Here is a 24,464-nt window from a genome sequence, read left to right on the forward strand (position 1 = left end):
ATGCCGTGCGGGAAACCGGGATAAAGCTTCATGGTGGCGTTCCTGAGCAGCTTGACCTGCAGTTCCGAAGCGCCCTTATACGGCACGATCTGATCGTCGTCGCCTTGTATGCACAGGGTCGGCACGTCGATGCTCTTCAAATCGTCGGTGAGGTCGGTTTCGGAGAATGCCTTGATGCCCTCATAATGGGCCTTGGCGCTGCCCATCATGCCCTGACGCCACCAATTGTCGATGACGCCATCGAGCGGCGGGTTGCTGGCGCGGTTGAACCCGTAGAAGGGCTTGGACGCGACCTCCCGGTAAAATTGCGCGCGGTTGGCGGCCAGGCTTTTGCGGAAGCCGTCGAACACCTCGATCGGCAGGCCACCCGGATTGTTGGGCGATTTGATCATGATCGGCGGCACCGCCGCCACCAGCACCAGCTTCGCGACCCGGCCCTTGCCGTGGCGCGCGACATAGCGGGTCGCTTCGCCGCCGCCGGTGGAATGGCCGATATGGATGGTGTTATGAAGATCCAGATGCTCGACGACCGCGGCCGCGTCGGCCGCGTAATGATCCATGTCATGCCCCTCGGAAACCTGGCTTGAGCGCCCATGGCCACGGCGGTCGATCCCGACCACCCGATAACCCTGCTGGACGAAGAACAGCATCTGCGTATCCCAGTCGTCCGAGCTCAGCGGCCAGCCATGGTGGAAAACGATCGGCTGCCCCTGCCCCCAATCCTTATAGAAAATCTCCACGCCGTCCTTGGTCGTGACCGTGCTCATGTCCTTGATCCTTTGCTAAGGTGACGCGACGAGCCAGAGCCGTTCGAACCGCTGCCGACGTACGAACCGGCCACGTCGAGGCGAAACGGCCGAGCGGATTTTGTGGGATGTCGTAGGCGGCAATTTTAGAGATGCATCCCCAACACGCCGCAGCTTCGGTTTAGCGGGAATCGGGAACGATTCCAAAATCAATCATCGATATCCCGAACGGGCCGGCCGGGCTCTTTCTCGTTCCCCCGGCCGGCGGAATGCACTAATCTCGCGGCATGAACGAAATTCGGCCGCTTGGCTCGGAATTGGGGAAACTGGAAATGTTGGCGACGGTGGAGCAGAAACTGCTCTGGCTGTCCGCCTGGATGATCCACAACGCCAATCATCTCCGCCCCAACCGCGACGGCTTGAAGGTCGGCGGCCACCAGGCCTCCTGCGCCTCGGTCACCAGCATCATGGCCGCCTTGTATTTCGACAGCCTGCGCCCGTTCGACCGCGTGGCGGTGAAGCCGCATGCCGGGCCGGTGCTGCATGCGGTGAATTATCTGTTCGGCCGGCAGAACGTGGCACAAATGGCCGGGCTGCGGCAGTTCGGCGGCGCCCAGGCCTATCCGTCCCGCGTGAAGGACGGGCCGGAGATCGACATTTCCACCGGCTCGGTCGGGCTCGGCGTCGCCTTCACCAGCTTTGCCGCGCTGATGCAGGATTATTTGCGGGCACACAGGCTGGTCGACCCCGCCGCGCCACGGCCGCGCCATATCGCCATCGCCGGCGATGCCGAGCTCGATGAGGGCAATATCTACGAAGCGCTGCTCGAAGGCTGGAAGCACGATGTGCGCGATGTCTGGTGGGTGGTGGATTATAACCGCCAGAGCCTGGATTCGGTGATTCCCGACCGGCTGTTCGGCCGGTTCGAGGGGCTGTTCCGCGACATGGGCTGGAAGGTCGTGTCGTTGAAATACGGCAAGCGGCTGGAGGCGGCCTTCGCCCGGCCCGGCGGCGCCTCGCTGCGCGGTTGGGTGGATGAATGCCCGAACTCGATCTATTCCGCGCTGACCTTCCAGGGCGGGGCGGCCTGGCGGCAGGCGCTGCTCGCCGATATGGGCAAATCGCGCAACGTGCGGGCCATCATCGATCCGTTGGGCGATGACGCGCTGGCGGCGCTGATGACCAACCTCGCCGGGCACGACCTCGCCACCCTTACCGAAACCTTCCGCGCCGCGGCGCATCACGACCAGCCGACCGTGTTCCTCGCCTATACCATCAAAGGAAGGGGCCTGCCCTTCGCCGGACACAAGGACAACCATGCCGGCATGATGACGGTCGAGCAGATGCAGGCGTTTCAGCAGCGCCTGAACATCCGCGCCGGCCATGAATGGGACCGGTTCGAGGGCCTGGCCGACCCGCAGGAAGTCGAACGTTTCATCCACAGCGTGCCTTACGCGGCGCCGCTCACCAACCATGGCCGCCGGCTGCACGCCGACCCCATCGCCCTGCCCGCCCGCCTGCCGCAACCGAAAATCACCGGAAGGCGGATGAGCACCCAGGCCGGGTTCGGCGAGATTTTGTCGGAGATCGGCCGCGCCCAGGGGGAGAGCGCGGAACTGTCCCGGCATATCCTCACCACTAGCCCGGACGTCGCGGTCTCCACCAATCTCGGCCCCTGGATCAACCGGCGGGGCGTGTTCGACCGGCACAGCCGCGAAGACGTGTTCCGCGACGGCAAGCTCGCCAGCGCCCAGCATTGGGGCAGCACCCCCGAAGGGCAGCATATCGAGCTCGGCATCGCCGAGCAGAATCTGTTTCTGCTCCTCGGCGCCGCCGGGCTGAGCCACGATCTCACCGGGGCGCGGATTTTGCCGATCGGCACGGTCTATGATCCGTTCGTCAATCGCGGGCATGATGCGCTGTTTTACGCCTGCTATCAGGATGCGCGCTTTTTGCTGGTCTCTACCCCCTCCGGCATTTCCCTGGCGCCCGAAGGCGGGCAGCACCAAGCGACCAACACGCCGCTGCTCGGCATCGTGCAGGACCGGCTGGCCGCCTTCGAGCCGGCCTATTGCGACGAACTGGCCATTCTGCTCCGCCACGCCTTCGCGCACATGCAGGATCCCGCGGGGAGCGCCGTGTGGCTGCGACTCTCGACCTCCATGCTGCTCCAGCCCGAACGCACGCTGAACGAAGGCGATGTGATCGCCGGCGCGCATTGGGTCGTGCCCCCCGCGGAGGGGAGCAAAATCGCCATCGCCTACCAAGGCGCCGTGGCCGGCGAGGCGGAAAAGGCCTTTGCGCTCCTGCGCGAGGATGTGCCCGAGGCCGGCCTGCTCGCCGTGACCAGCCCGAACCGGCTCTATGCCGGCTGGCGCGCGGCGCAGCGCCAGCGCCGCCAGGGCATCGCCGCCCATGCGCATATCGAGCGCCTGCTGGCGCCGCTGGCCCGCGACGCCGCCCTGGTGAGCGTGCTGGACGGCCACCCGGCGGCCCATGCCTGGCTGGGCGGGGTGCGCGGGCAGCGGGTGATGGCGCTCGGCCCCGACAAATTCGGCCAGTCCGGTGATATTCCGGACCTCTATGCGCACTACGAGATCGACGCATCGGCAATCCTCGACGCCTGCGCGGAGGGGCTGCTCTAGGCTAGAAAAAAGGAAGCGCTACTTTTTGTGAACAAAAAGTAGCAAAAAAACTTTATTACTTTGGGCCGTGCTGGTTTCACCGCCGCGGGCCCAGCATAAACAAAAGTTTTTGCGCCGCTTTTTTCAAAAAGCGGCTACTTTCTTCCTTCGCTTTCGAGGGATTGCGCCCATGCAAAATCCAACTCCGAAACGCCGTGTGATCCATCCCTGGCCGCTACGGGTCGTGCATTGGCTGAATGCGATTGCCATCGTGGTCATGATCGGCTCCGGCTGGCAGATCTATAACGCCTCGCCTTTGTTCAGCGTCACCTTCCCGCGTGTCATTACCATCGGCGGGTGGCTGGGCGCGGCCATCGCCTGGCATCTGGCCTTCATGTGGCTGCTCGGGATCAACGGGCTGGTCTATGTCATCTGGAAACTGGCCAGCGGACATTACCGGAAATTCCTGCCACTCAGCCCAGCAAGCGTGCTGCGCGATCTGCGTGCGGCGCTGATGTTTCAATTGAAACACGAACCGGGCGTGTATAACGCGGTGCAAAAGCTGCTTTATCTCGGCGTGTTGTTCGCCGGGCTGGTGGCGGTATTGTCGGGGCTGGCGATCTGGAAGCCGGTACAGCTCTGGTTCCTCAGCGACCTGTTCGGCGGCTTTGTCACCTCGCGCTACGTGCATTTTTTCGCGATGGCCGCAATTGTCGCCTTCTTTGCGATTCATCTGTCCCTGGTCGCTCTGGTGCCGAAGGTGCTGCCGCCGATGATCACCGGAGGGCGCCAGGAATCATGACACCGATCGACCGTCGCGCTCTGCTGATGCGTGCGCTGGCGCTGGGGGCGGTGACGCCATTGGCCGGCTGCAATTACGAGGACCCGGCCCATCCCGACCTCGCGGACCGGTTCCTGCGCATGATGTCCGCCTGGAACGACCGCGTGCAAGAGGCGTTGTTCAACCCGCATAGGTTGGCGCCCACCTTCCGCCCGGACCAGATCACGCACCCGCCGCGCTTCAACGCTTATTACGGCATCGACCAGGTGGTGGTGGTCGACCCCGCGACCTGGCGGCTGGAGTTGGGCGGACAGATACAGGACAAGGCGCCCTGGACCCTGGCGGCGCTGAACAGCCTGCCGCAGACACAGCAGATCACCCGCCTCGTATGCGTCGAAGGCTGGCGTGTGATCGGCCAATGGGGCGGCGTGCCGCTCGGCGCGTTCCTGCGGCACGTGGGCGCGGACCTGAATTGCCGTTATGTCTCGTTCCAGTGCGCGGACCAGTATTTTTCCAGCATCGACATGGCGAGCGCGCTGCACCCGCAGACGATCCTCGCCACCAGCTTCCTGGGCGCTCCGCTCACCCCGCCGTTCGGCGCCCCCCTGCGGCTGCGCATTCCCACCAAGCTCGGCTTCAAAAACCCGAAATCGCTGGTGAGCCTGGCGGTGACCAATGCCTATCCCGGCGGCTATTGGGAAAACCAGGGATATAACTGGTTCAGCGGTAGCTAGAGAAGGGAAGAAAGCAGCCGCTTTTTGGAAAAAAGCGGCGCAAAAACTTCTTTTATGCTGGGCCATGGGCTTGGTCGATGACACAGCCTATGGCGCCCTTGCGTAAATTTCGATGCCACGCCATGCAGCAGGCATGAATGCAGTCTGGGTTGTGCTGCTGGCCACGGTGCTGCGGCTGGTTTTCGCGAATTTCACCGGTCTCGGCATCGATGAGAGCTACATGGTCGCCGCGTCGGACCATTTCGCGCTTTCCTATTTCGACCATCCGCTCGCCTCCTGGTGGCTGGAACTGGGCAGCCGGGCGCTGTTTCACAGCATGGCGCCGATCGTCGTGCGCCTGCCTTTCATTCTGCTGTCGGCGGTGTCTTCCTGGCTGCTCTACCGCATCACGGCGCGTCTCTACACACAAAGCGCGGCGTTCTGGGCGGTGGTGGCCTATAATATCTCCCCGGTCTTCTCGCTCGCCTTCGGCAGCTGGGTGCTGCCGGACGGGCCGCTGGACGCGGCGCTGCTGGCCGCACTCTACGCCATGCTCCGGGCGCTCGGCATTGCCGCCACGCCGACGCCGCCGCAGCCGCGCTTGTGGCTCGCCGCAGGGTTCTTCGCCGGGCTCGCCATGCTGAGCAAATACAACGCGGCTCTGGTGCTGGCCGGCGCGGCGCTCGCCATGCTGAGCGACCCTGTCTCACGGCGGGAGCTGCGGCGCTTCGCACCCTGGGGCGCGGCCGTGCTGGCCGTGGCGATGTTCCTGCCGGTGATCTGGTGGAACGCAAGTCATGGCTGGCAGTCTTTCGATTACCAGGGCGGCCGCGCAACGGGGGTGCGCCTGCATCCTTTGGCGCCGCTGACCATCTGGGGCGGCGAAGCCTTGTTTCTGCTCCCCTGGCTATGGCTGCCGATGGTCTGCCTGCAGATCGGCGCGTTGCGGCGCGGCCCGGCGGAGCGGCGGGGCTGGCTGCTCAGTCTGCTCGGCCTGCTGCCGGTGGTGCTGTTCTCCGTCGTCGGCATCTGGTCGGCAACGAAAATCCTCTATCACTGGGCGACGCCGGGCTATCTGATGCTGCTGCCGCTGCTGGGAAACTGGGCGGAAAACTTCCGGCCGCGTTTGCGCAACATCGTGGCGGCGCTCTCAGGGGCTTTGCTCGCCTTCGCCGCCTTGTTCATCGCCGCCGAAGCAACGCTGAACTTCATCCCCGGCCTCAATCATTTCTTCCCGCCCGGCAAATCGCCGCTGCTGCAGATCGTCGATTGGAACACGACCAATATCCGCATGCCGCGCGACGTGCAGGCTGTGGCCGCCTTGCGCTGGTACGATGCCGGCAAGATCAGCTACGCCCTGCGCGACCGGCTCCCGGTCACGGTGTTCGGAGCGGACACGCATGAATTCGGCATCACCACGCCAACTTCCTCACTGCTGCACAAGAACATTCTCATCCTGGCCATGCCGGGAAATGTTTCGCAGATCGCCGATCAATATGCCCCTGACTTCATGCTGCTGCGGCCGGGCCCGGCACTGACAGTGATGCACGGCCATGACGTGCTGCTGGTGATCCCGACATTGCTCGGCACCGATCTGCGCCACGTGCCGGGGACGTAAGGAAGGTAGCAAAAAAACTTTGTTTACTCTGGGCCATGGGCTGTGTCAGCGACAACGCCCATGCCCCAACATAACAAAAATTTTTGCGCCGCTTTTTTTAAAAAGCGGCTGCTTTCTTTTTGCCTTTGCGAAATACGAAAAAGCTGGAGCACGGTTCACCGTGCTCCAGCCCTGAGATCGCGCCGCGTCAGGCCGCTTGCGGCACGTCCGGCCCGTCGATCGTCTTCGGCGCCGTCCCGGCGTTCGCGTTGGCGATGGTGATCCGGCGGGGTTTCGCCGCTTCCGGCAGCACACGTTTGATCGAGACGTGGAGCAGGCCGTTGGCGATATCCGCGCCCTCGACCACCATATGGTCGGCCAGCACGAAACGGCGGGTGAAAGCGCGCGAAGCGATGCCGCGATGCAGGAACTCATTTTTGCTGGGTTCCTCGGCGACGCGCCCGGCCACCACCAAGGCATTGTCCTTCACCGTCAGCTCAATATCGTCAGCGGAGAAGCCCGCGACCGCGAGCGTGAGGCGATAGGATTCCTCGCCGGTTTTTTCAATATTGTAGGGCGGGTAGGTCGTCGCATCCTGCGGCAGCGTATCCACCAGACGGGCAAGGCGGTCGAAGCCGATTGCGGTACGGAACAACGGCGCAAAGTCATACGTCATGATAAACCTCCTGAATTTAGCAAGGTCGTTTTCATTGTCCGGTCCCCATCAGGCGGACCGGCAGGCAAGTCGCCCAAAACCCTTTGCGAGGCGCTTTGGACCACTGGAAATTATGGAATTTTCGCGCCCCGATTCAAGGGGCAGAAGAAAGCAGCCGCTTTTTCGATCAAAAGCGGCGCAAAACTTTTGTTATGCTGGGTCCGAGGCGTGGAAACGGCACGGGCCCAAAGTTAACAAAGTTTTTTTGCTACTTTTTGTTCACAAAAAGTAGTCCTGCTCAGCCCGCGGCCGCAACCAGCGTACCGGCGGTCAAGCGCCAGATGCGGTCCAATTGTTCCGCCCCGGTCAGGCGGTGCAGGATCAGCAGCACGGTGCGGCCGGTGACGGCGGCGTTGAGCGTGCGCATGAATTCCATCTCGGTCGCCACGTCCAGGCCGGCGCAGGGTTCGTCCAGCACCAGGATCGGCGCGTCGGAGAGCAGCGTGCGCGCCAGGGCGAGCCGTCGCCCCTGCCCGCCGGAGAGCGTCTGCCCGCCCTCACCCAGCCACGTGTCCAACCCTTCGGGCAGAGCGCGCACGGCCTCGGCCACCTGCGCCATCTCGAGCGCTGCCCAGAGCCGCGCATCGTCGGCGGTGGGGTCGCCCAGGCGCAGATTATGGCGGATGGTGTCGGCGAACAGATGCGTGGTCTGGCTGAGATAGGCGATGCGCTGGCGCACCGCCTCGGACGGCAAGGCGGCGAGATCGGCGCCGCCGAGGCGGATCTGCCCGGCCTCGGGCGCGACGAGTTTCAGCAACAAAGCGGCGATGGTGGATTTGCCGGCGCCCGAGGGGCCGAGAATCGCCGTGCGCGAGCCACGCGGCAATTGCAATGAGAGATTCTCGAACACGTAAGGCAGGTCCGGCGCGTAGCGGAAGCTCACATGCTCGAAGGCGATGGCATTGCCGTCCGGCATGGCGGCCGGGTGCGGCGGGTCCACGACCGGCGCCGGCGCTTCGGCGGCGGAGACCACGCGCACCGCGGCGGCGGCGGCGCGGCCATAGAGCAACCCGGCGCGCGGCAGGCCGAGCACCGTCTCGAAGGCCAGGATCAGCACGAACACGGCAATGAACGCGGCAACCGGCGCGCCCGCCAGGCCGACGAGCAGCGCGAGCAAAATACCGAACTGGGCGGCGATATAGGCGCGGCCGTTCAGGGCGCTGCTGCGGAACACGAGGTCGCGCTGCGCCGCCAGGTAGGCGGCTTCGCGCGACTGCACGGCGGCCAGCATGCGCCCCTCCGCCGCGAAAATCTTCACCTCGCGCAGGCCGGTGAGCGCGTCGAGAACAATGCTGCGCAGGCCGGACATCGCCAGCCCGGCGCGTGCGCTGTTGGCCCGCGCCAGGCGCGCCGCGCGCAGCGGCAGGAAAAAGGCGACATAGCCAAACGGGATAAGGACCAGGAGCGCGGTGGCCAGCTCGTGCCACAGCAGCACGGCGAGGATCGGCAGGAGCAGCACGGCGCCGAGCAGCGGCACCAGAATCCGCAGATACAGCCCGTCCAAAGCGTCCACGTCGTTGACCAGGCGCGCCAGCACGTCGCCGGAGCGGCGCAGGCCGAGCCCGCCGGCGGCACTGCGGGTCAGGCCCATGAACAGCCAGATGCGCAGCGACGCGAGGGCGCGGAACATCGCTTCGTGGGTGACGACGCGCTCCAGATAGCGCAGCACCACGCGGGCGGTGCCGGTGAACTGCAGCAGCAGCGGCGTCAGAGCCACGCCGCCGGAAATGACCAGCGCGATCAAACGGCCGGAGGCGCCCATCAGCGCCGCGCCGGCAGCCAGCGCACCGAGGAAAAGCAGCGCCCCCAGGACCAGCCACGCCGCCTGGGCCCGCCACAGCACAAGAATGCGAACGACCGGGTTCATACCACCACCCCCCGCAGCTTGACGTAGCGCAACGCGTCGAGATCGAGCCGGCGGGCGCCTGAATTGCGGGCGAAATCCATCGCCACCGCGGAATGGGTGGCGAGGATCACCGTGCGCCCGACGGCCAGGCGTTTGATGCTGTCCAGCACGTCGCGCTCCACGGCGGGGTCGAGATGCGCCGTCGGCTCATCCAGCAGCAGCAGCGGCGCGTCCTTGAGGAAGGCGCGGGCGATGGCGATGCGCTGCACCTGACCACCGGAAAGCCCGAACCCGCCCTCGCCGATCCGCGTTTCCGCGCCCTGCGGAAGGGAAGCGATCACGTCGGTCAGCCGCGCCAGGCGGATCGCCTCGGCAACCTCGCCATCGCCGGCCTCGGGCCGGGCGAAACGGATATTCTCGGCGATGCTGCCGGCGAAAATCACCGGCTTCTGGCCGATCCAGCCGAGCATGCGGGTGCGCGCCGCCGGAACCAGCGTGGCGAGCTCCGCGCCGTTGATCGTCACCTGGCCCGCTTGCGGTTCGATGAAGCCGAGGATCAGGTCGATGATGGTGGATTTACCGGAACCGGAGGCCCCGGTGAGGAGCAGGATTTCCCCGGCACCGACACGGAAGGACAGATCGTCCAGCACCTTGCCGCGCGCCTCATCCCAGGTGAAGGACAGGTGCTCGAAGGCCAGGGTCAGGCCCTGCGCGGCGACGGTGCGAATTTCCGCGGCCGGCACGGTTTCCGGCGGCAGCGGCAAGGCGCAGAATTCTTCGGCCACCGCTTCGGCGCTCATGCGGTCGGCATAAACGGCGGCGAAGCTGCGCAGCGGCGCGAAAAATTCCGGCACCAGCAGCAGCACGAACAACGCCGTAGGAGCCAGGGCCAGCGAACCATGCAAAATCGCGGCGAAGCGCAGCACGATGATGATGAGGGCGGCGGCGGCGGCAAGATCGAGCCCCGTGGAAGAGAGGAACGCGACGCGCAGCACGCGCATGGTGCGATGGCGCAATTCCTCCGCGGCGGCGGCCAAAGCGCGCGCCTCGTCGGCCGCGCGGCCGGCCAGCACGATGGTGGAAATGCCGCGGATGCGGTCAAGAAAGCGCACCTGCAACCTTGTCATGGCGAGGAATTGCCGCTTGGCGGCGACGCCCGCGCCGATGCCCGCCACCGCCATGGCGAACGGCGTGAAAAGCCCGGCAAGGAGCAGCACGAGGCCGCTTGGCCAGTCCACCCATAAAGCCGCCAGCCCGACCAGCGCCGGGGCGATGACGGCCAGGGTGGTGGCGGCGATCCAGCGGGCGTGCAGCCCGTCCATCGCCTCGACGCGGTCGATGGCAGTGGCGGCCAGCTCGGCCGAATGCCGGCCACGCAGCCCGCCCGGCCCCAGCGCCAGCAGCGTGGACAGCACGCCATTGCGCAGCCGGCGGCGCGCCGCGGCGCTGGCTTCAAACCCGAGCCGCTCAGCCTGCATCTGCGCGCCGGCGCGCAAGATCGCGAACAGGATAAACCCCATGGCGGCCCAAAGGAGACCCAGATCCCGTGCCGCCAGATGCAGCACGGCGGCCAGGAGCCGCGCCGCACAGGCGGCCTGGCCGATCCCGAAAATAGTTTGCACCGCACCGAACAAAATCGGCAGCGTCGCAGCCCGCCGGCCGAGTTGTATCTCGGCCTTCACCCAGGCCTTGGTTCTGAAACTCATGAGTTTTTCATACCGCTTGCGACCCGCCCTGCCCAGCCTCCGGCTGACTGGACGAACGTCCGAAAATCGTCAACAGGACGGCCATGAAAATCGCCCGTAATTTACCCGATCTCCACGCCGCTCTCGATGAACTGGGCCCCGTCGGCCTGGTGCCGACCATGGGGGCGCTGCATCGCGGGCATCTTTCCCTGGTGGCGGCGGCGCGACAGGCCGGGCAACCGGTGGCGGCGAGCATTTTCGTCAATCCGCTGCAATTCGGCCCGAGCGAGGATCTGGCCCGTTACCCGCGCGACGAGGCGGGCGATCTGGCACAGTTGGAGCAAGCCGGCTGCGATCTGGTCTGGCTGCCCGATGTCGCCACCATGTACCCGCCGGAGGCGGCCAGCACGATCACCGTGGGCGGCCCGGCCACGCTTTGGGAAGGCATGATGCGGCCCGGCCATTTCTCCGGCGTGGCCACGGTGGTGGCCAAATTGTTTGGCCAGGTCCGGCCGCGTGCCGCCTATTTCGGCGAAAAAGACTGGCAGCAGGTGCAGGTGATCCGCCGCTTCACCACCGATTTCCTGCTTCCGGTGGAGATCGTGCCGGTGCCGACCGTACGCGAGACGGACGGGCTGGCGCTCTCCTCCCGTAATCGCTTTCTCACGCCAGCCGAACGCCAGACGGCGCCGGCGCTCCATGCGGCGCTGACCCGCGCCGCGTCCGCCATCGGCAGCGGCGACGCCGTGGCCACATCACTTGACGTGGCGAAACAGGAATTGATCGCCGCCGGGATGGCACCGGACTATCTGGCGCTGGTTGGCGCCGAGACACTGGAGCCGCTGGAGCGCCTCACCCGCCCGGCGCGCCTGATCGCCGCCGCGCGGCTCGGCAGTGTGCGGCTGCTCGACAACGTGCCGGTCGATTAGAGGACAGCAAAAAAGGGAGAAAGGAAGGCTACTTTTTGTGAACAAAAAGTAGCAAAAAAACTTTGCTAACTTTGGGCCGTGCTGGTTTCACCGCCACAGCACAATAAAAATTTTTGCGCCGCTTTTTTTAAAAAGCGGCTGCTTTCTTGACCTCGCTTTGCCCTTGGCCGAAGGGTGCATCGAAAGGGCCGCCATTTCCGGCCCGCAAGTCCGGAGAATTGCTGATGCCGTTCAAGCTCGTCACCGAAAATTTTGCCGTCTCTCCGCAGATCGGCGCCGCTGAAGTTACCGCCGCGGCGCAGGCCGGGTTTACGACCATCATCAATAACCGGCCGGACGGCGAAGCGCCCGGTCAGCCGCACGCGGCGGAGATCGAGGCCCTGGCGAAGCAGCACGGGCTGAATTTCGTCGACATCCCCGTGACCGCCGCGAACATGACCGTTGATTCCGTGCAGCGCATGGCGGCGGCGTTGCAGAGCGCCCCCGGCCCGGTCCTGGCTTATTGCCGCAGCGGCATGCGCTCGACATCGATGTGGGCGCTGGCCCAGGCTGGCCAGATGCCGGCCGCCGAGATTCTACGCCACGCCACGCAGGCCGGCTATGATCTCAGCGGGCTGGAACCGCACCTTCACGCCAAGATCTGAGCACCACAGACCGGCGACCATTTGCGGCGGATTGAAGGAGCCCCGGATGACCGAACCATGCCTCGACTTCTCCAGCGATAACGTCACGCAAGTCGCGCCTGAGATCATGGCCGCGATCGTCGAAGCCAATCACGGCACGGCACACGGCTATGGCAACGACCCGTGGACCGAGAAGCTCACCGCGTGCGCGCGCGAAATGTTCGAATGCGACCTGGCGATCTACCCGGTCGCCACCGGAACCGCGGCGAACGCGCTGGCACTGGCCGAACTGGTGCCGCCGCATGGCGGCATCTATTGCCATGAGAGCGCGCATATCCAGCGGGATGAATGCGGCGCGCCGGAACTTTTCACCGGCGGCGCAAAACTGCTGGCCGTACCGACCGCGGATGGGCGCCTCGCGCCGCAGAATCTGAGGGCGATCCAAGAGGCCGCCTCGGTGCGCGGCGTGCATTGCGTGAAACCGTCTGCCATCAGCGTGTCTCAGGCTACCGAGTGGGGCACCGTCTATACGCCGGACCAGATCAGCGCGCTGGCCGCATTCGGCCGCGCGCATGATCTGCGCCTGCACATGGACGGGGCGCGCTTTGCCAATGCGGTGGCGCATCTCGGGTGCACGCCAGCCGAGGCGAGCTGGAAGGCGGGCGTGGACGTGCTCTCCTTCGGCGCCACCAAAAACGGCGCGATGGGCGCCGAGGCCGTGATCTTTTTCAATCGCGAACAGGCCGGCGCGTTCGAATATCGGCGCAAGCGCGGCGCGCAACTTCTCTCGAAAATGCGCTTCATCAGCGCGCAGCTTCTGGCCTCGTTGCAGGACGGTCTGTGGCTGCGGCATGGACGCCACGCCAATGACATGGCAAGCCGCCTGGCGCGCGGGCTGCATGAACTGCCCGGCATGCGGCTGATCCATGAGGTGCAGGCCAACGAACTCTTCGTCAGCATGCCGGAAGCGGTGGTCGAGGCGCTGCTGCAGGATGGTTATGGTTTCTACCGCTGGCCCGCGCAGCCGGGCATGGAGACGCGAATCATCCGCCTGGTCACAGCCTGGAGCACGCGCGAAACCGATGTCGACGGGTTGCTCGCCGCCGCCAAGCGGCATGTTCTGGCTGAAGTGGCTTAAGGAAGAAGAAAGCAGCCGCTTTTTGAAAAAAGCGGCGCAAAAACTTTTGGTTACGCTGGGCCGGTGGCTATGTCGCTGACAACGCCCATAGCCCAGCATAACAAAGTTTTTTGCTACTTTTTGTTCACAAAAAGTAGCGCTTGCTTACTCCCTTCCTTTTCCCCTACCGCACATACGTCCCCGTATAGGTTCCCTGCGCGATGACATGGCCGCGCAGGGCCATTTGCACTTCGGCGCCGGTGGAGTCCTGGGTAATGGATGGCAGGCTGGCGACATTCAGGGCGCTGATCGTGAAAATATAATGGTGCGGCGGGTCGCCCACTGGTGGGCATGGCCCCTGATAGCCGGGCAGGCCGTGGTCGGTCAGGCCGGCGACGGCGCCGGCCGGGAGGGCGGCGCCCGCGTTCAGGCTGGTGACGGAGGGCGGAATGTTGACCACCAGCCAGTGCCAGAAACCGGCGCCGCCCCGCGCGTCGGTATCGAACTCGGTGAGGGCGAAGCTTTTCGTGCCCGCCGGCGCGCCGCGCCAGCTCAGTTGCGGCGAGATATCACCACCCCCGCACGCGGCGAAGGCGACGCTGCGCGGCTGCGCCGTGCCATTGGCAAAGCTGGCGCTGCTGACGTGAATTTCCGGCAGGGTTGCGGCGCCCGCCGAGATGGGCAGCCATGCGATCAGGCAAAGAGCGGACAAAACTTGGCGCATCGATCACCTCCGTGATTTTTGACTCACGGAAACGGGATTTCCGTCCCCTGTCCAGCACCGGCAAAATATGTGACCGTGTCAAACAGTTAGAGCATGATGGCGAAACATCATGCTCTAATTTTTTGGTGAGAGCTGGACGAAGGAGACATAACGGCTTGACTGAGTTGAAAAACGAGACGCGCCATGATGGCGGTCTGCGGCGCTTGATATTCCGGCTTTATGACCGGGCGATCGAGCTGATCATTCTCGGTGTGATACCGCTGATGCTGGTCGCGCTTGGCTTTGCCTTCCTGCAGGCCGTGGTCGCCACGTGGGAAATGATCCCGTTCGCAGGCCGGAACGCCGACGAGGCCATGCTGCGCGGGCTCGTCGAGCAGGTGCTGGAAGTCGTCATTCTCATCGAACTGTTCAACACCTTCATGGAATACGCCCGGACGCGGCATATCCGCCTGGCGAACCTGCTCGACGTGACGATCGTGTTCGCCTTGCGCGAATTGTTGATCCAGCTCTACGCCCAGGTGATTTCCGCGGTCGACATCCTCACCTTGTGTGTGCTGGTGATCGTGCTGGTCATCGCCCGGAGCATCGCCGCGCGCTTCGGGCGCCAACGGCCGCCCTATGAGGACGACCGTTTAAGCTGACGCGGTGCCCGGAACGGCTCAGCCCCAGCCGTCGCTGTTGTTGTCGTCGTTCCAGTTATCCGCCTGTTGCGACGAATCATTGGCGTTATTGTCCCAGCTATCATTGCCGGAATTGCCGGTATTGTTGCCGTTCTCGTTGATGATGGTCTCGTTCACCGGCCGGTCGCGATTGCCGAGCAATTCCTCGGCGATCGCGCCGCCGAGCAGCCCACCGGCGATGCCGCCCATCAGGCCGCCTCCGGCGGCCGGCGGCTGCGGGTACATGTTCGGATTATTATAGCCCGGCGGCGGGCCCATATTCGGGTTGAACGGCGCCGGGCCACGACCGAACCCCTGCCCGCCCGGACCATACATGCCGCCCATGGCGCGTTGCTGCCGGGCCCGCATGAAGCGGAACAGCAGCCAGACGCCGACCACCAGCAGCACGATCGGCAGCAGCGCGCCATGGTGGCCCTGCGACGGCGCGGTGTTGAGCGGCACGATGCCATTCTGTTGCCGGCCCAGATGGGTATCGACCGTGGCCAGCATGCTCGCCGCCTTGTGGCTGTCGGGATGGTCGCGCAGCACCGTCAGCAGGTCGTCATGCGCCTGTTGCCACTGCCCTGCGTTCATTTCCGCCTGAATCTGCGATGGCGCCGGGTCCGCCCAACTTGGCTGACTGAAAGCGATCAAAGAGGTAAGGATACAGGCAGCGCCTAAAAACCGTTTCATGGGATCCCTCGTCGGAAAAACTGGCCGAGCACGGCGTTCGGCGATCAACCTGCATGCGGAACGGTAACCGATTCCCCACAGCGCCGTGAAACATAACCCTCATCGCATCGTGCCCGTCGGGTTCAGACTAGCAGGAAATGCTAACCCTGTCTTGGTCGGCCCGCTATTGGGCCGAACCGTAGACACGTTGACCGTTATTGCCCCGGCAATAGCACCGTGCGCCGGCCGGCACGGGCACTTCCATCGGGCAGACATACGAGCCGGCATTGCAGGACTGCGCATTTGTGCCGGCTGATGGGTCCCGGGCGATATAGCCGGGATAAGGCGAATAATAGCCGGCCGGCGGCGGGTAATAAGCGGGGGGCGCATAATAGGCCGGCGGTGGATAGTAAGGGGGATAATACGGCGCCGCGTAAAACGGCGCGATGCCGATGCCAACGCCCCAACCGCCGCCCCACCCACCATGCCAGCCACCATGCCAGCCGCCGCCCCAGCCGCCGCCATGCCAGCCACCGCCGCCCCAACCGCCATGCGCCGCGGCAGGCGCGGCGGCAACGGCCATGCCCAGAATGCCGAGGACGAGATATTTGCGGGCTCTCATGATCACGACCCCATGATGACGCTTTCGCTCATCGCGGATTGGGCGCTTTGTCCGCCGGCCCCCGGCCGGCACGGGCGCGCCGCCTCGCTTGGCATGGGGCATGTTGCGCCGGACGGTTCTCCGCCGATATTAAATTCCGCCCCGGCAATCATGAATTTCACGTTATGCCCGCTTGGCCGTGCCGGCAATCCGGCAGGCAGCGCCGGTTACATAACCTCGCCGGCCCCCACTTTGTGCCCGCGTAGCAAAAAATGGACCAAAGGATTGTGACGCTCACGCCGGAACTTTTCGTGAACCTCCTCGCCCGAACCCGGCCGGCCCCTGGGGGGCACTTCCTCCATATGCGCCGCGCGATAAAGGGCGGCATTGAAATCCGGACCGGGATCGATATCCCGTGTGATTCCGACGCGCAGATAATGCGCGAACGGGTCGCGATTGCCCCCAACCTCCGCGCCATGCGCCCGCATGTAGCGCGCCACATCAAACCAGGGCAGCGGGCTGAAACTCTGCGCGCGGCGGTGCTCGAGAAAATGCCGCAACGCCAGCTCATCCGCCGGCACCCGGTATTCCATCCGGTACCAGGCCGGGTCGAAATAGACGCTCGGCTTGCAATTATTCCGCTCCCCGACGGCGATGTAATGCAGCACCGGGTTCATCGCGGCAGACGGCGATGGCAGGTAAGTCAGCGCATACCATGACGTGTCGAAATATGGGTTCGGCCGGCGCCCCTCGCGCCAGCCGAACGCGGAAAAATGGCGAATGGCGCTCACACCGCTTTGGCGCACATCTGGGTACATGGCCAGATAGTAGTTGACATCGAATAAGCCTGATGCGGCGAGCTGCGCTTCGTCATGCGCGGCATCGTCCGGCGCGGGCCTTTCCGGCGTGGGGTGCCGGCCTTGGGCGATGCCGCATTTGAGATATTGGTAAAACGGATTGACGCCGCTTTCGGCCACATCCTGGTTGTGTTCCAAATACCATCTGGTCGCAAATCCCGGGCCCGGATTGTAGCCGCGCCGCCATCCGAAGGCGCAGAAATGATAAACCGGGTCGAGCGTGCCCGGATTGTGATGCCTGCGGTAAAAATCCGGGTCGAACGCGCCGGAAAGCCGGATGAATCGCGCCGCCGCCGACACGTCGCGCCCTTGCGCGGCGCCATGCCGAAGATAATCCTCGAAAGGAGAAAGCCCTGGCGGGATCTCGTGGCCGTATTCCTCCTGATACCAGAGGGAATCGAACCCGCCATTCGGGTTCACCGACGCGTCGCGCTGCCGCCGCAGATAATCCGCGAGGCCGTTCTGATCGGCCGCCAACCCTTGCGTGGCGCGATACCATTCAGGATCGAAATGCGGGCCGGGCCAGCGTGTCTCCGCCTCGCCATATTCCAGGTAATGCAGCAGCGGGTTGAGCCCCGCTTCGCGCACATCCGCATTGACCGCCAGATAATGCGCCGGGTCGAAACACAGATTGGGTCGCAACCCACGGCGCCAGCCGACATCGCAAAACTGCACCAGCGCCGCGCTGTCCGCCGCCAGGAGATCGCCATACTGCGCCTCGTACCAGGCCCGGTCGAAAAGACCTGAATCGGCGAGCTTGACGATCGCGGCGGCGATTTGGTGCGGATTTTGGTCGGTCATGGCGAACGGCCCTTGAGATAAGGAAGCAGCCGCTTTTTTGAAAAAAAGCGGCGCAAAAAACTTTTGGTTACGCTGGGCCGGTGGCGGCGAAACCAGCACGGCCCAAAGTAAACAAAGTTTTTTGCTACTTTTTGTTCACAAAAAGTAGCGCTCACTTCCTTCCTTTTAAGCCACCTGCCCCAACATCGGCCGCTGCACTGCGCGCGCCGCGAGCCGCGCCTGGAGCACGGCGAGTTCCGGGCCGCTCAACAGCAGCGGTGCGCAGGCATCCTCCCAGGTTTTCGGCTCTTCCGTCGGAAACAGGGGAACGATCGCCGCGTTCGTGAAGCTGGCACGGTTGCCGATGTCGAGATAAGATTCGGTTTCAGCATTTTCCGCGACGATGATCTCATGCGGGTCAGTTTCCACATGATGATACGTGATCGTCCCGGTCTGCTCGCTTTGCGTGATGCTGACACCATTGAGAAGATATTGCGCCGGCACCAACATGCCATCGAGATACATTGCGTGGTCCGGCGACACGTAGAGATCGCGCGACGGCACGTTATCGGCCAGGGCGCCGGCCTGGATGCAGATGGGCATGAGCTGCGCCGCCTGGGCGACGCTGCATGACAATTTTTTGGCGCCGACCCAGCGCACCGGCACAATGCGGCCATCGCCGGTGAGGATGAGGTCGCCTGCTTTGATGTTTTCGACACTTACCTCCCCCTCCGGCGTGCGGATGCGCGTGCCGGAAAGAAAACAAGGGGCCGCGGGCGGGTCGGAAAATGTGACCGTATCGCCGTTCACCGTCGCCTTGAGCGTAGCATCGGACAGCGACGTACCGACGACGACGAAACGGCCGAGCACCTTGTCGTTGGCGCCGAAAAGCGTGACAAGCTGTTCCGATGATCCCACATCGGAAATCGAAAAACTCCTGAACACACCCGCGAGGTTCGTGAACTCTATCTTGTCGTTTCCGGACACGAAGCCATTGATCGTGATGCCGGACAAGTCAGCCGAACCGCTGCTGGAATCGACCACGAACGTGCCCCCGTTGGCGCCGAAATCGACGGTCATTCCCTTCAGGGCGCTGAGCGGCGTCCGGCCGGTGGACAATGTTCCGCCATTGTCCAGGGACACGGTGAGCCCCTCGAACGTGCCAAACCCGAAATTGGCGACCGTCAGGCTGCCGCCATCGACTTGCGCGACATAGCCGGTGAGTTTTCCGACGAAGGAACTAAGCGTTGCCTTGCCGCCGACATAGAACGTATCCGTTCCACTGATCAGCGGGTTCGTGATGTCGATGGTTCCCGAAATAGTGGGAGGAATCACATAGGCCTGGCCGCCGGTCACAGCGCTTCCCGACGTTGACAGCGTGCCACCGCTCTTGGTCAGGACATTGTCGCTGGGTATCGACGAAACCGTTATATCCGTGCCATATCCGACCGGATAGGTGATCACCAGCTTGTAGGTCGACTTTCCCAGCCCGAAAAAACTGGTCGTCTCCGTTAAAGAATAGGACGGGCTCGTCGTAGAGTTTTCATATATCGTCGTTGCCATCTCCGGCTCCTTGCCGATCCAGGTTGCGGACACAAACGCCAAACTTACCGACGCAACCGTGCGATAGCGCACCGCTCCCCTCTGCCAGGCAACGCCGATCCGGCCTTGAGGCAAGCGTGTTACGTCAGGTAGACATCTTTCTGCACGATTCTTAACCGCCGCTTATTCGTTCCTATATCGATACAAGATTTTTTTGCAACCACAAATACATGGCTTTATGCCCTTTTTCCATCGCGCATGACCCGGCCTGATCCGGACCGTTCCGTCACGCGCCCTTCTCGTGCCCCAACCGGGCCGCGGCCTTCGGCAAACGCACGGGCGAGCGTCACGATACGAAAATCTTATTCATAATCGATCTCGAGCGTCAGCGTGTCGGCATAGGCGCCGGCCAGCGCACCGTTCTGCCCGGGCGGGATCTCCCCGAAAATCGGCACCGTCACCGGCGTGTTCGCCGGCGGCGCCGGGTTGGTGTAATCCTGGGTGCCGTCCAGGCCATCCCCCAGCGGCTCCGTGCGTGCCGGATCGAGAAACAACCTGAAATTCAGCTGGCGGTTCCGGGACGTCAGATAAGCCCCGTCCCGCCCCCCGCCGGCCCCGTAAAATTTGATCGTTACCGGAACGCTTGCCGTGCAACGGAACGTAACCGTTCCGGTGGTCAGCGTCGGCGTCAAAAGCCGGGGATTGTAGGTGCCGAAATTCATCACCACGCCGTTCACCGTACAGGCCTGGCCAAAACACGCGATGGGGACGAGGCACGCCGCCATCGCGATCACGGCGCCGAATTTCCGTGCCTGCCTTATGAATTGCATGTGAGCCTCCCGATCTGAATGACTGTGTTGCTGCTCTTCGGCACCGTCACGGCGAAATCGCAGGTGCCGCCGGCATAGAGGATATGCGCCTTGTGCCGGCCCGCCGGCAGGTTTTCAAAATAGAAGCCGCCGTCGGATCCCAGTGGCGAGGTGTAATCCCTTCCATCCGCCGTGATCGTGAGCAGGTCCCCGGCCAAGGCGACGGCCCGGCCGGCCGCCATCACCCGCACCCGCCCTTCCACCGCCTGAATCCGTTCGATGGGGAACGTGACGATGGCGCCTCCCCGATAGGGCGGCGCCACGTCGAACCTGGTCGACCCGATGTCGTAATTGATGGGGATCGTGTTGGGCTCGATGCTGACCTGATTGCCGTAGTAAGGGAGCAGGTTCGGCACGAGCATCTGTCCCCGCGCATCGGTCTTGCCGACCGGGTTGTTGTAGAGATCGACCGTTGCCCCGGCGACACCCGGAACCTCGGCGAGGAGATAGGATTGGTCCAAAGCGCGGGTCGGGAAAAGCTCGCCATCGATATACACGAGCCCGCCGCTGAGACTGGCCGATTGCGTCGTCTGGCTGCCGGCGCGCTCGGCATTGATTTGATAGAGGCCGAACGGCGCCTGATAAGCGAGCTGACCGGCCTGAAGCGTGTTGGTATCGTGCTGCAATTGCAGCGCGTACCCGAACCCTTCGTCGGTCGGCAGCGAACGCTGCAGTTGCGCCGTTTCGGTCCAATCGTTCTGCGAGCGCCCGGCGGACAAGGTGGCGGTGCTTTGCCCCCCGAACGGGATCGTCAGGCTGAGCAGGACCGTATCGTCCACCGGCGTGTCCGGCACGCGCGACTGGCCCAATGATAGCACCAGGAGACAGCAGCGCCCGACCGTGTGGGAGAATTGCAGATTCGCCTGATCCTCCGGACCGAGATCGCGATCATTGAGATGCGTGTAATTCACCGACATGTCGATGCCGAACAGCCTGGTGCCGGCAAAGAGGTCGTAACGGTCTGAGGTGCGGTCATCAGCCGGCGTCAGGCCCAGGGCGACATACTGGTCGCTCTCGCGCAGATAGTCGCCCCCGAAAGAGAATTTTGCCGTCTGATAGGAATATTGCGCGCCGAGGGCCCAGCCATGCGTGCCGCCGCTGCGGCTGAGCGCTCCGGTCAGCCCGATCTGGCCGATATAAGGCACGCTCAAAGAGAGCTCGGCGCCACCCGTCGCCGCCGGCCCCTCCAGGGTGGCAAATCCGCCGGCGGTCAGCCAGTCGGTAAAGCCGTAACGGTAAAAGGCGAGGCCGGCGAGATTCTGATAATCGCCCATGCCGACAAAATCCTGCGCGCGCGCCACGCCGAAATCGAACGCATATTGCGACAGCCCCTGCTTCAACTGGTTGCTGCCGAAGTAAAAAGGTGACTGCAGCGTCTGGCTCTGACCGAACGCATTGCGGACCACCACCTGGGTGTTGCTACTGCCGGAAGAGACCGGAATATTCTGCAGATTGAACGGCCCTGGCTGGAGCGGGATGGTGCGCACGAGCTGGCCGTTCACATACACATAGGCCGTGGACGGCACACTGGCCATGCCCGCGAGAGTTTGCAGTGGGTAGGTGATGAAATAGGGATTGATCGTGAAATTCTTGGTGTAATTGACGCCGAGCACATTGGCGACGCCGGCGAGAAGCCCGTCGGATGCGATGGCATCGCCTAAGGTCAGGCGGGTCAATGTGTCGCGGTCATCAAAGATCAGCGACGTGCTTGTGCGGGTCAGGACATTCGCCGCATAGGACAATTGATTGTCGAGCAACGCACCATCAATGCTCAGCCCCTGCTCCGTAAAGCCGGTGACGGAATTGGGCCCTGCTTCACTGAAGGCATAATTGACGAAGAGGCTGGGAGCCTGGCGATAGACGAAATCAGACGGGCGCGAAGTGGTGGAAAGATCGACGCTGTTGGTGGCGAGCGCGCGCGGCTTCACCGTGAGATACAGCACGAGATTCCGGTCATCGAACCGGTAGGCGATGGAGGGCGCGAGGCTGGAAAGCGGCACAAAAATCGTGCCGTCGATCGTCGCGCGCGGGCCGGGTGGAAGCTTGATCCCGGCCTGTTCCAGCGCCGGGACGGAGGCGAGTATGTCTTTGCCGCGGATCATCACGAGGATCGGCCCCTTATCCACCTGGTCGAGCACGAGCTCGAGCGCCGCACGCTGGCCCCGGGTTTCGGCACCGGCATGGCCCGGGACAGCAAGTCCCAGTGCCAGGAACCACGCGCTGGCGGCGAGTGCCGTACGGCATATCTGCACCTGCCCCTCCCCAAACGCGGAACGGCAAACCTGAACGCCTCAGCGTCCGGCGCCGCGTTTTGTCACTGGCTGGCGCTGTCGGCCAAAATTTTGACGTGCTGCCTGGTATCATTGGCAAAGCCGGTGAGCCCCGGCTGGGCGCCCAACACGCATCCGGCGGAACGATCACCTCCTGCGTCACAGGCGGGATCTGGTCGGCAAAATGCGCCGTGATGGCGATGGCCCGGATCCGGGTACAGTCGCCCGCGCCGATCTGCACCGCATAATCCCGGTGTCCGCCTGCCAGCACGTAAGACGGCGCGGCGGCGGCTGCGAACACGCGCCTGCCCGCTTCGTCGCGCCCCGTGACGATGAGTCTTTGCAACAGGATATGAGCGGTGCCGGCGTCGGCAAGGGCGAAGGAAAGCGCGCCCTGCGCGACCGCGGCGCCGGCAATCTCCGGCTTGCCTGCGACGTCGTCGCGCGCAATGAAGACCGGCAGGTCGATCCCCGGCAGGATCTGAATCACCTTGCCGGGCAGAGGCGGCGGCGGCAGCTGCTGAACGACGAGCCGGTACGTCGCCTCCGCCGCCCCCGAGGGCTGCAACACACCGACGCGAATATTGCGCGTCTCGTTCGGGCCGATGGTGAAAACTTCAGGAAAGGCGACGATCGACAGGCTGGGATGAAGATCGATCGTACCATCGGGCAGCTGCGTCCAGACGAATGTCCGGATCTGAAAACTGTTCTCGCTGTCACCATCGTTGGTGACGCGGAGGAGTTCGGAGGGCTGGTTGGGCGACAGCCTCATGGGCAGCGGCATCACAGACACCCCTGCGGCCCATGCGGCGCTTTTGGCCGCGAACAGCAAGGCCCAAGCGAGCGCCAGGATGGTTTTCAAGGACGATGTCACGACCAGCCTCCCGGGGAAAGGAAAACCCACCACGCAGTTCACGGCATGGCGATGTTCGCCCTGCCCGCATGAACCATGAAGCGACGACCTGACGCCGGGGCCTCATGATTTACGGCCAGTATGCAGTCACGCGGTTAACAAAAAGTATTTGGGGTGGCGGGACCACGCCCCGCCACCCCAAACTCCGTGTCGCACTGCCCCTCGATTCAGAACGCCATCGTGAAGGTCACGGTGTCGTCGTAAGTCCCCGCGATCGTGGTCTGGGAGGCGGGAATTCGCGCCGAGAGGGTGTAGGGACCGCCTGTCATTCCCAGGGTCGGGCTGTTGGCGCCATCGACGACATTGTACTGCGAGCCCGGAGTTCCCGGCACCGCGGCGTTGGCCAGCGTGAATGTCGCGCTGTTGTCGTACACGTCCAACCCGTAGGAAATATAGTTGGTGCCGTTGGCCATCGCGTAATTGTAGCCGGAGCCGGTGGCGCTGGCATCATTGAGGCCGGTTCCCACGGTGAACGCCGTCGGCGTGATGTTGCAGCTATACGACACCGTCGTGCTCGTGTCCTGCTGCGTGGTATTTCCGCCGCTCAAGGACAGCACCCCGAAGGACATGGGAGAGGCCGAGATCGTGCAGGCGCCGGCCACATTGGCGGAGACCTGCATGCTGCCCGTGCTCGTGCCGGCATGAGCCGGCCCGGCGGCGAGCAGGCCGAGAAGGATCGCACCCGCGCCGCAGGACGCGGCGAGATTCACCATTTTACATTTCATAATGACCTCATAATGTTGAAAAATGACGCGTTATAGTCTCCTTCGACAAACGTCCCTGCTGGGGAAACGCCGTCCGGCGCTCCCCTTCATCATCAAACATGTTGTTCGTTTTAATCGCGCGCCGCACCTGCGCGGGAGCGACGCCACACGACGCCTACTTCACTCGAGTCCCAGACCGCTTACACCATGGCCTGTTTTTGTTTTTGCGCGGCTTATCACAAATAAATGACCACGGCGCCTTATATGCAATATTTACAGCGCATTTTGCAACGAAAATCTAACACAACTTTAGGAAAACACTTTAACTTCGTCGTCATGGATTTCGATACAAAATAACAACTTAGTTATTTGATCGTTAAAAACTCAGTGTTGGCTGATGCTTCCCTCAGCAAAAAAATATTTGCACGCCCATCTGCCGGGCGCACAAAACCTAAGGTAGAAAATCATTCCTATTCCGATAAAAAATGGCGAGCCCG

General features: G+C 63.6%; 21 protein-coding genes. 8 read left to right on the plus strand and 13 right to left on the minus strand.

All coding sequences use genetic code 11. The annotated features are described in order from the left end of the window. Positions 1 to 767: alpha/beta fold hydrolase (locus VNC39_RS15470; RefSeq protein ID WP_325400549.1), on the minus strand; the 767-nt coding region annotated here is incomplete at its 3' end. 266 nt (positions 768 to 1,033) lie between these two features. On the opposite strand from VNC39_RS15470, the gene VNC39_RS15475 reads away from it, so the two are divergent. From VNC39_RS15475 to VNC39_RS15490, 4 genes are all read left to right on the plus strand, one after another. Further along, positions 1,034 to 3,391 (plus strand): transketolase, encoded by a 2,358-nt coding sequence (locus VNC39_RS15475; RefSeq protein WP_325400550.1) that lies wholly within the window; start codon positions 1,034 to 1,036, stop codon positions 3,389 to 3,391. A gap of 169 nt (positions 3,392 to 3,560) precedes the next feature. Then, positions 3,561 to 4,172, plus strand: coding sequence for a cytochrome b/b6 domain-containing protein (locus tag VNC39_RS15480; RefSeq protein ID WP_325400551.1), 612 nt, complete (start codon positions 3,561 to 3,563; stop codon positions 4,170 to 4,172). Then, positions 4,169 to 4,885, plus strand: coding sequence for a molybdopterin-dependent oxidoreductase (locus VNC39_RS15485; RefSeq protein WP_325400552.1), 717 nt, complete (start codon positions 4,169 to 4,171; stop codon positions 4,883 to 4,885). Before VNC39_RS15480 ends, VNC39_RS15485 begins: the two co-directional genes overlap by 4 nt. A 133-nt stretch (positions 4,886 to 5,018) precedes the next feature. Next, a complete protein-coding gene (locus VNC39_RS15490; RefSeq protein ID WP_325400553.1) occupies positions 5,019 to 6,482 on the plus strand; it encodes a glycosyltransferase family 39 protein in 1,464 nt (487 codons plus the stop codon). 187 nt (positions 6,483 to 6,669) lie between these two features. Here VNC39_RS15490 and VNC39_RS15495 read toward each other — a convergent pair whose 3' ends face one another. From VNC39_RS15495 to cydD, 3 genes are all read right to left on the minus strand, one after another. Further along, on the minus strand, positions 6,670 to 7,137 hold the full coding sequence (locus tag VNC39_RS15495; RefSeq protein ID WP_325400554.1) for an Hsp20 family protein: 468 nt from the start codon (positions 7,135 to 7,137) through the stop codon (positions 6,670 to 6,672). Between the two features lie 277 nt (positions 7,138 to 7,414). Next, positions 7,415 to 9,043: a thiol reductant ABC exporter subunit CydC gene (cydC, locus tag VNC39_RS15500; RefSeq protein ID WP_325400555.1), complete on the minus strand. Its 1,629-nt coding sequence runs from the start codon at positions 9,041 to 9,043 to the stop codon at positions 7,415 to 7,417. After that, positions 9,040 to 10,728, minus strand: a complete 1,689-nt coding sequence (gene cydD, locus VNC39_RS15505) for a thiol reductant ABC exporter subunit CydD (protein WP_325400556.1) — start codon at positions 10,726 to 10,728, stop codon at positions 9,040 to 9,042. Before cydD ends, cydC begins: the two co-directional genes overlap by 4 nt. Before the next feature lie 83 nt (positions 10,729 to 10,811). Here cydD and panC point away from each other — a divergent pair, with 83 nt between their 5' ends. The 3 genes from panC (at position 10,812) to VNC39_RS15520 (ending at position 13,397) form a co-directional block, all read left to right on the plus strand. Next, positions 10,812 to 11,636: a pantoate--beta-alanine ligase gene (gene panC / locus VNC39_RS15510; RefSeq protein WP_325400557.1), complete on the plus strand. Its 825-nt coding sequence runs from the start codon at positions 10,812 to 10,814 to the stop codon at positions 11,634 to 11,636. Between the two features lie 224 nt (positions 11,637 to 11,860). Further along, entirely contained in the window at positions 11,861 to 12,280 is a 420-nt protein-coding gene (locus tag VNC39_RS15515; RefSeq protein WP_325400558.1) for a TIGR01244 family sulfur transferase, read from the plus strand. A gap of 46 nt (positions 12,281 to 12,326) precedes the next feature. Beyond that, entirely contained in the window at positions 12,327 to 13,397 is a 1,071-nt protein-coding gene (locus VNC39_RS15520; protein ID WP_325400559.1) for a threonine aldolase family protein, read from the plus strand. A gap of 163 nt (positions 13,398 to 13,560) precedes the next feature. Here the strand turns inward: VNC39_RS15520 and VNC39_RS15525 are convergent, their stop codons facing one another. Beyond that, complete coding sequence (locus VNC39_RS15525; RefSeq protein WP_325400560.1) at positions 13,561 to 14,100, minus strand: YbhB/YbcL family Raf kinase inhibitor-like protein; 540 nt, start codon at positions 14,098 to 14,100, stop codon at positions 13,561 to 13,563. 155 nt (positions 14,101 to 14,255) lie between these two features. Here VNC39_RS15525 and VNC39_RS15530 point away from each other — a divergent pair, with 155 nt between their 5' ends. Continuing rightward, the gene (locus VNC39_RS15530; RefSeq protein WP_325400561.1) at positions 14,256 to 14,741 is read left to right on the plus strand and encodes a phosphate-starvation-inducible PsiE family protein; all 486 of its coding nucleotides are present in this window, start codon (positions 14,256 to 14,258) and stop codon (positions 14,739 to 14,741) included. A gap of 18 nt (positions 14,742 to 14,759) precedes the next feature. On the opposite strand, the gene VNC39_RS15535 is transcribed toward VNC39_RS15530, so the two are convergent. The 8 genes from VNC39_RS15535 to VNC39_RS15570 all read right to left on the minus strand — a co-directional run bounded on the left by VNC39_RS15535 (position 14,760) and on the right by VNC39_RS15570 (position 23,988). Then, complete coding sequence (locus tag VNC39_RS15535) at positions 14,760 to 15,353, minus strand: hypothetical protein (protein ID WP_325400562.1); 594 nt, start codon at positions 15,351 to 15,353, stop codon at positions 14,760 to 14,762. A gap of 262 nt (positions 15,354 to 15,615) precedes the next feature. Beyond that, a complete protein-coding gene (locus VNC39_RS15540; protein ID WP_325400563.1) occupies positions 15,616 to 16,053 on the minus strand; it encodes a hypothetical protein in 438 nt (145 codons plus the stop codon). 206 nt (positions 16,054 to 16,259) lie between these two features. After that, the gene (locus VNC39_RS15545) at positions 16,260 to 17,690 is read right to left on the minus strand and encodes a hypothetical protein (protein WP_325400564.1); all 1,431 of its coding nucleotides are present in this window, start codon (positions 17,688 to 17,690) and stop codon (positions 16,260 to 16,262) included. A gap of 165 nt (positions 17,691 to 17,855) precedes the next feature. Further along, positions 17,856 to 19,232, minus strand: a complete 1,377-nt coding sequence (locus VNC39_RS15550; protein WP_325400565.1) for a Hint domain-containing protein — start codon at positions 19,230 to 19,232, stop codon at positions 17,856 to 17,858. Positions 19,233 to 19,573: 341 nt separating this feature from the next. Next, on the minus strand, positions 19,574 to 20,041 hold the full coding sequence (locus VNC39_RS15555; RefSeq protein WP_325400566.1) for a spore coat protein U domain-containing protein: 468 nt from the start codon (positions 20,039 to 20,041) through the stop codon (positions 19,574 to 19,576). Then, positions 20,029 to 22,182, minus strand: a complete 2,154-nt coding sequence (locus VNC39_RS15560) for a fimbria/pilus outer membrane usher protein (protein ID WP_325400668.1) — start codon at positions 22,180 to 22,182, stop codon at positions 20,029 to 20,031. The genes VNC39_RS15555 and VNC39_RS15560 overlap by 13 nt, the downstream gene beginning before the upstream one ends. 16 nt (positions 22,183 to 22,198) lie before the next feature. Then, positions 22,199 to 23,224 (minus strand): fimbria/pilus periplasmic chaperone, encoded by a 1,026-nt coding sequence (locus VNC39_RS15565; protein ID WP_325400567.1) that lies wholly within the window; start codon positions 23,222 to 23,224, stop codon positions 22,199 to 22,201. Positions 23,225 to 23,430: 206 nt separating this feature from the next. Then, positions 23,431 to 23,988: a spore coat protein U domain-containing protein gene (locus tag VNC39_RS15570; protein WP_325400568.1), complete on the minus strand. Its 558-nt coding sequence runs from the start codon at positions 23,986 to 23,988 to the stop codon at positions 23,431 to 23,433. Between the last annotated feature and the right edge of the window lie 476 nt (positions 23,989 to 24,464).

Source organism: Acidocella sp., from assembly GCF_035535915.1.
Classification (GTDB): Bacteria; Pseudomonadota; Alphaproteobacteria; order Acetobacterales; family Acetobacteraceae; genus Acidocella.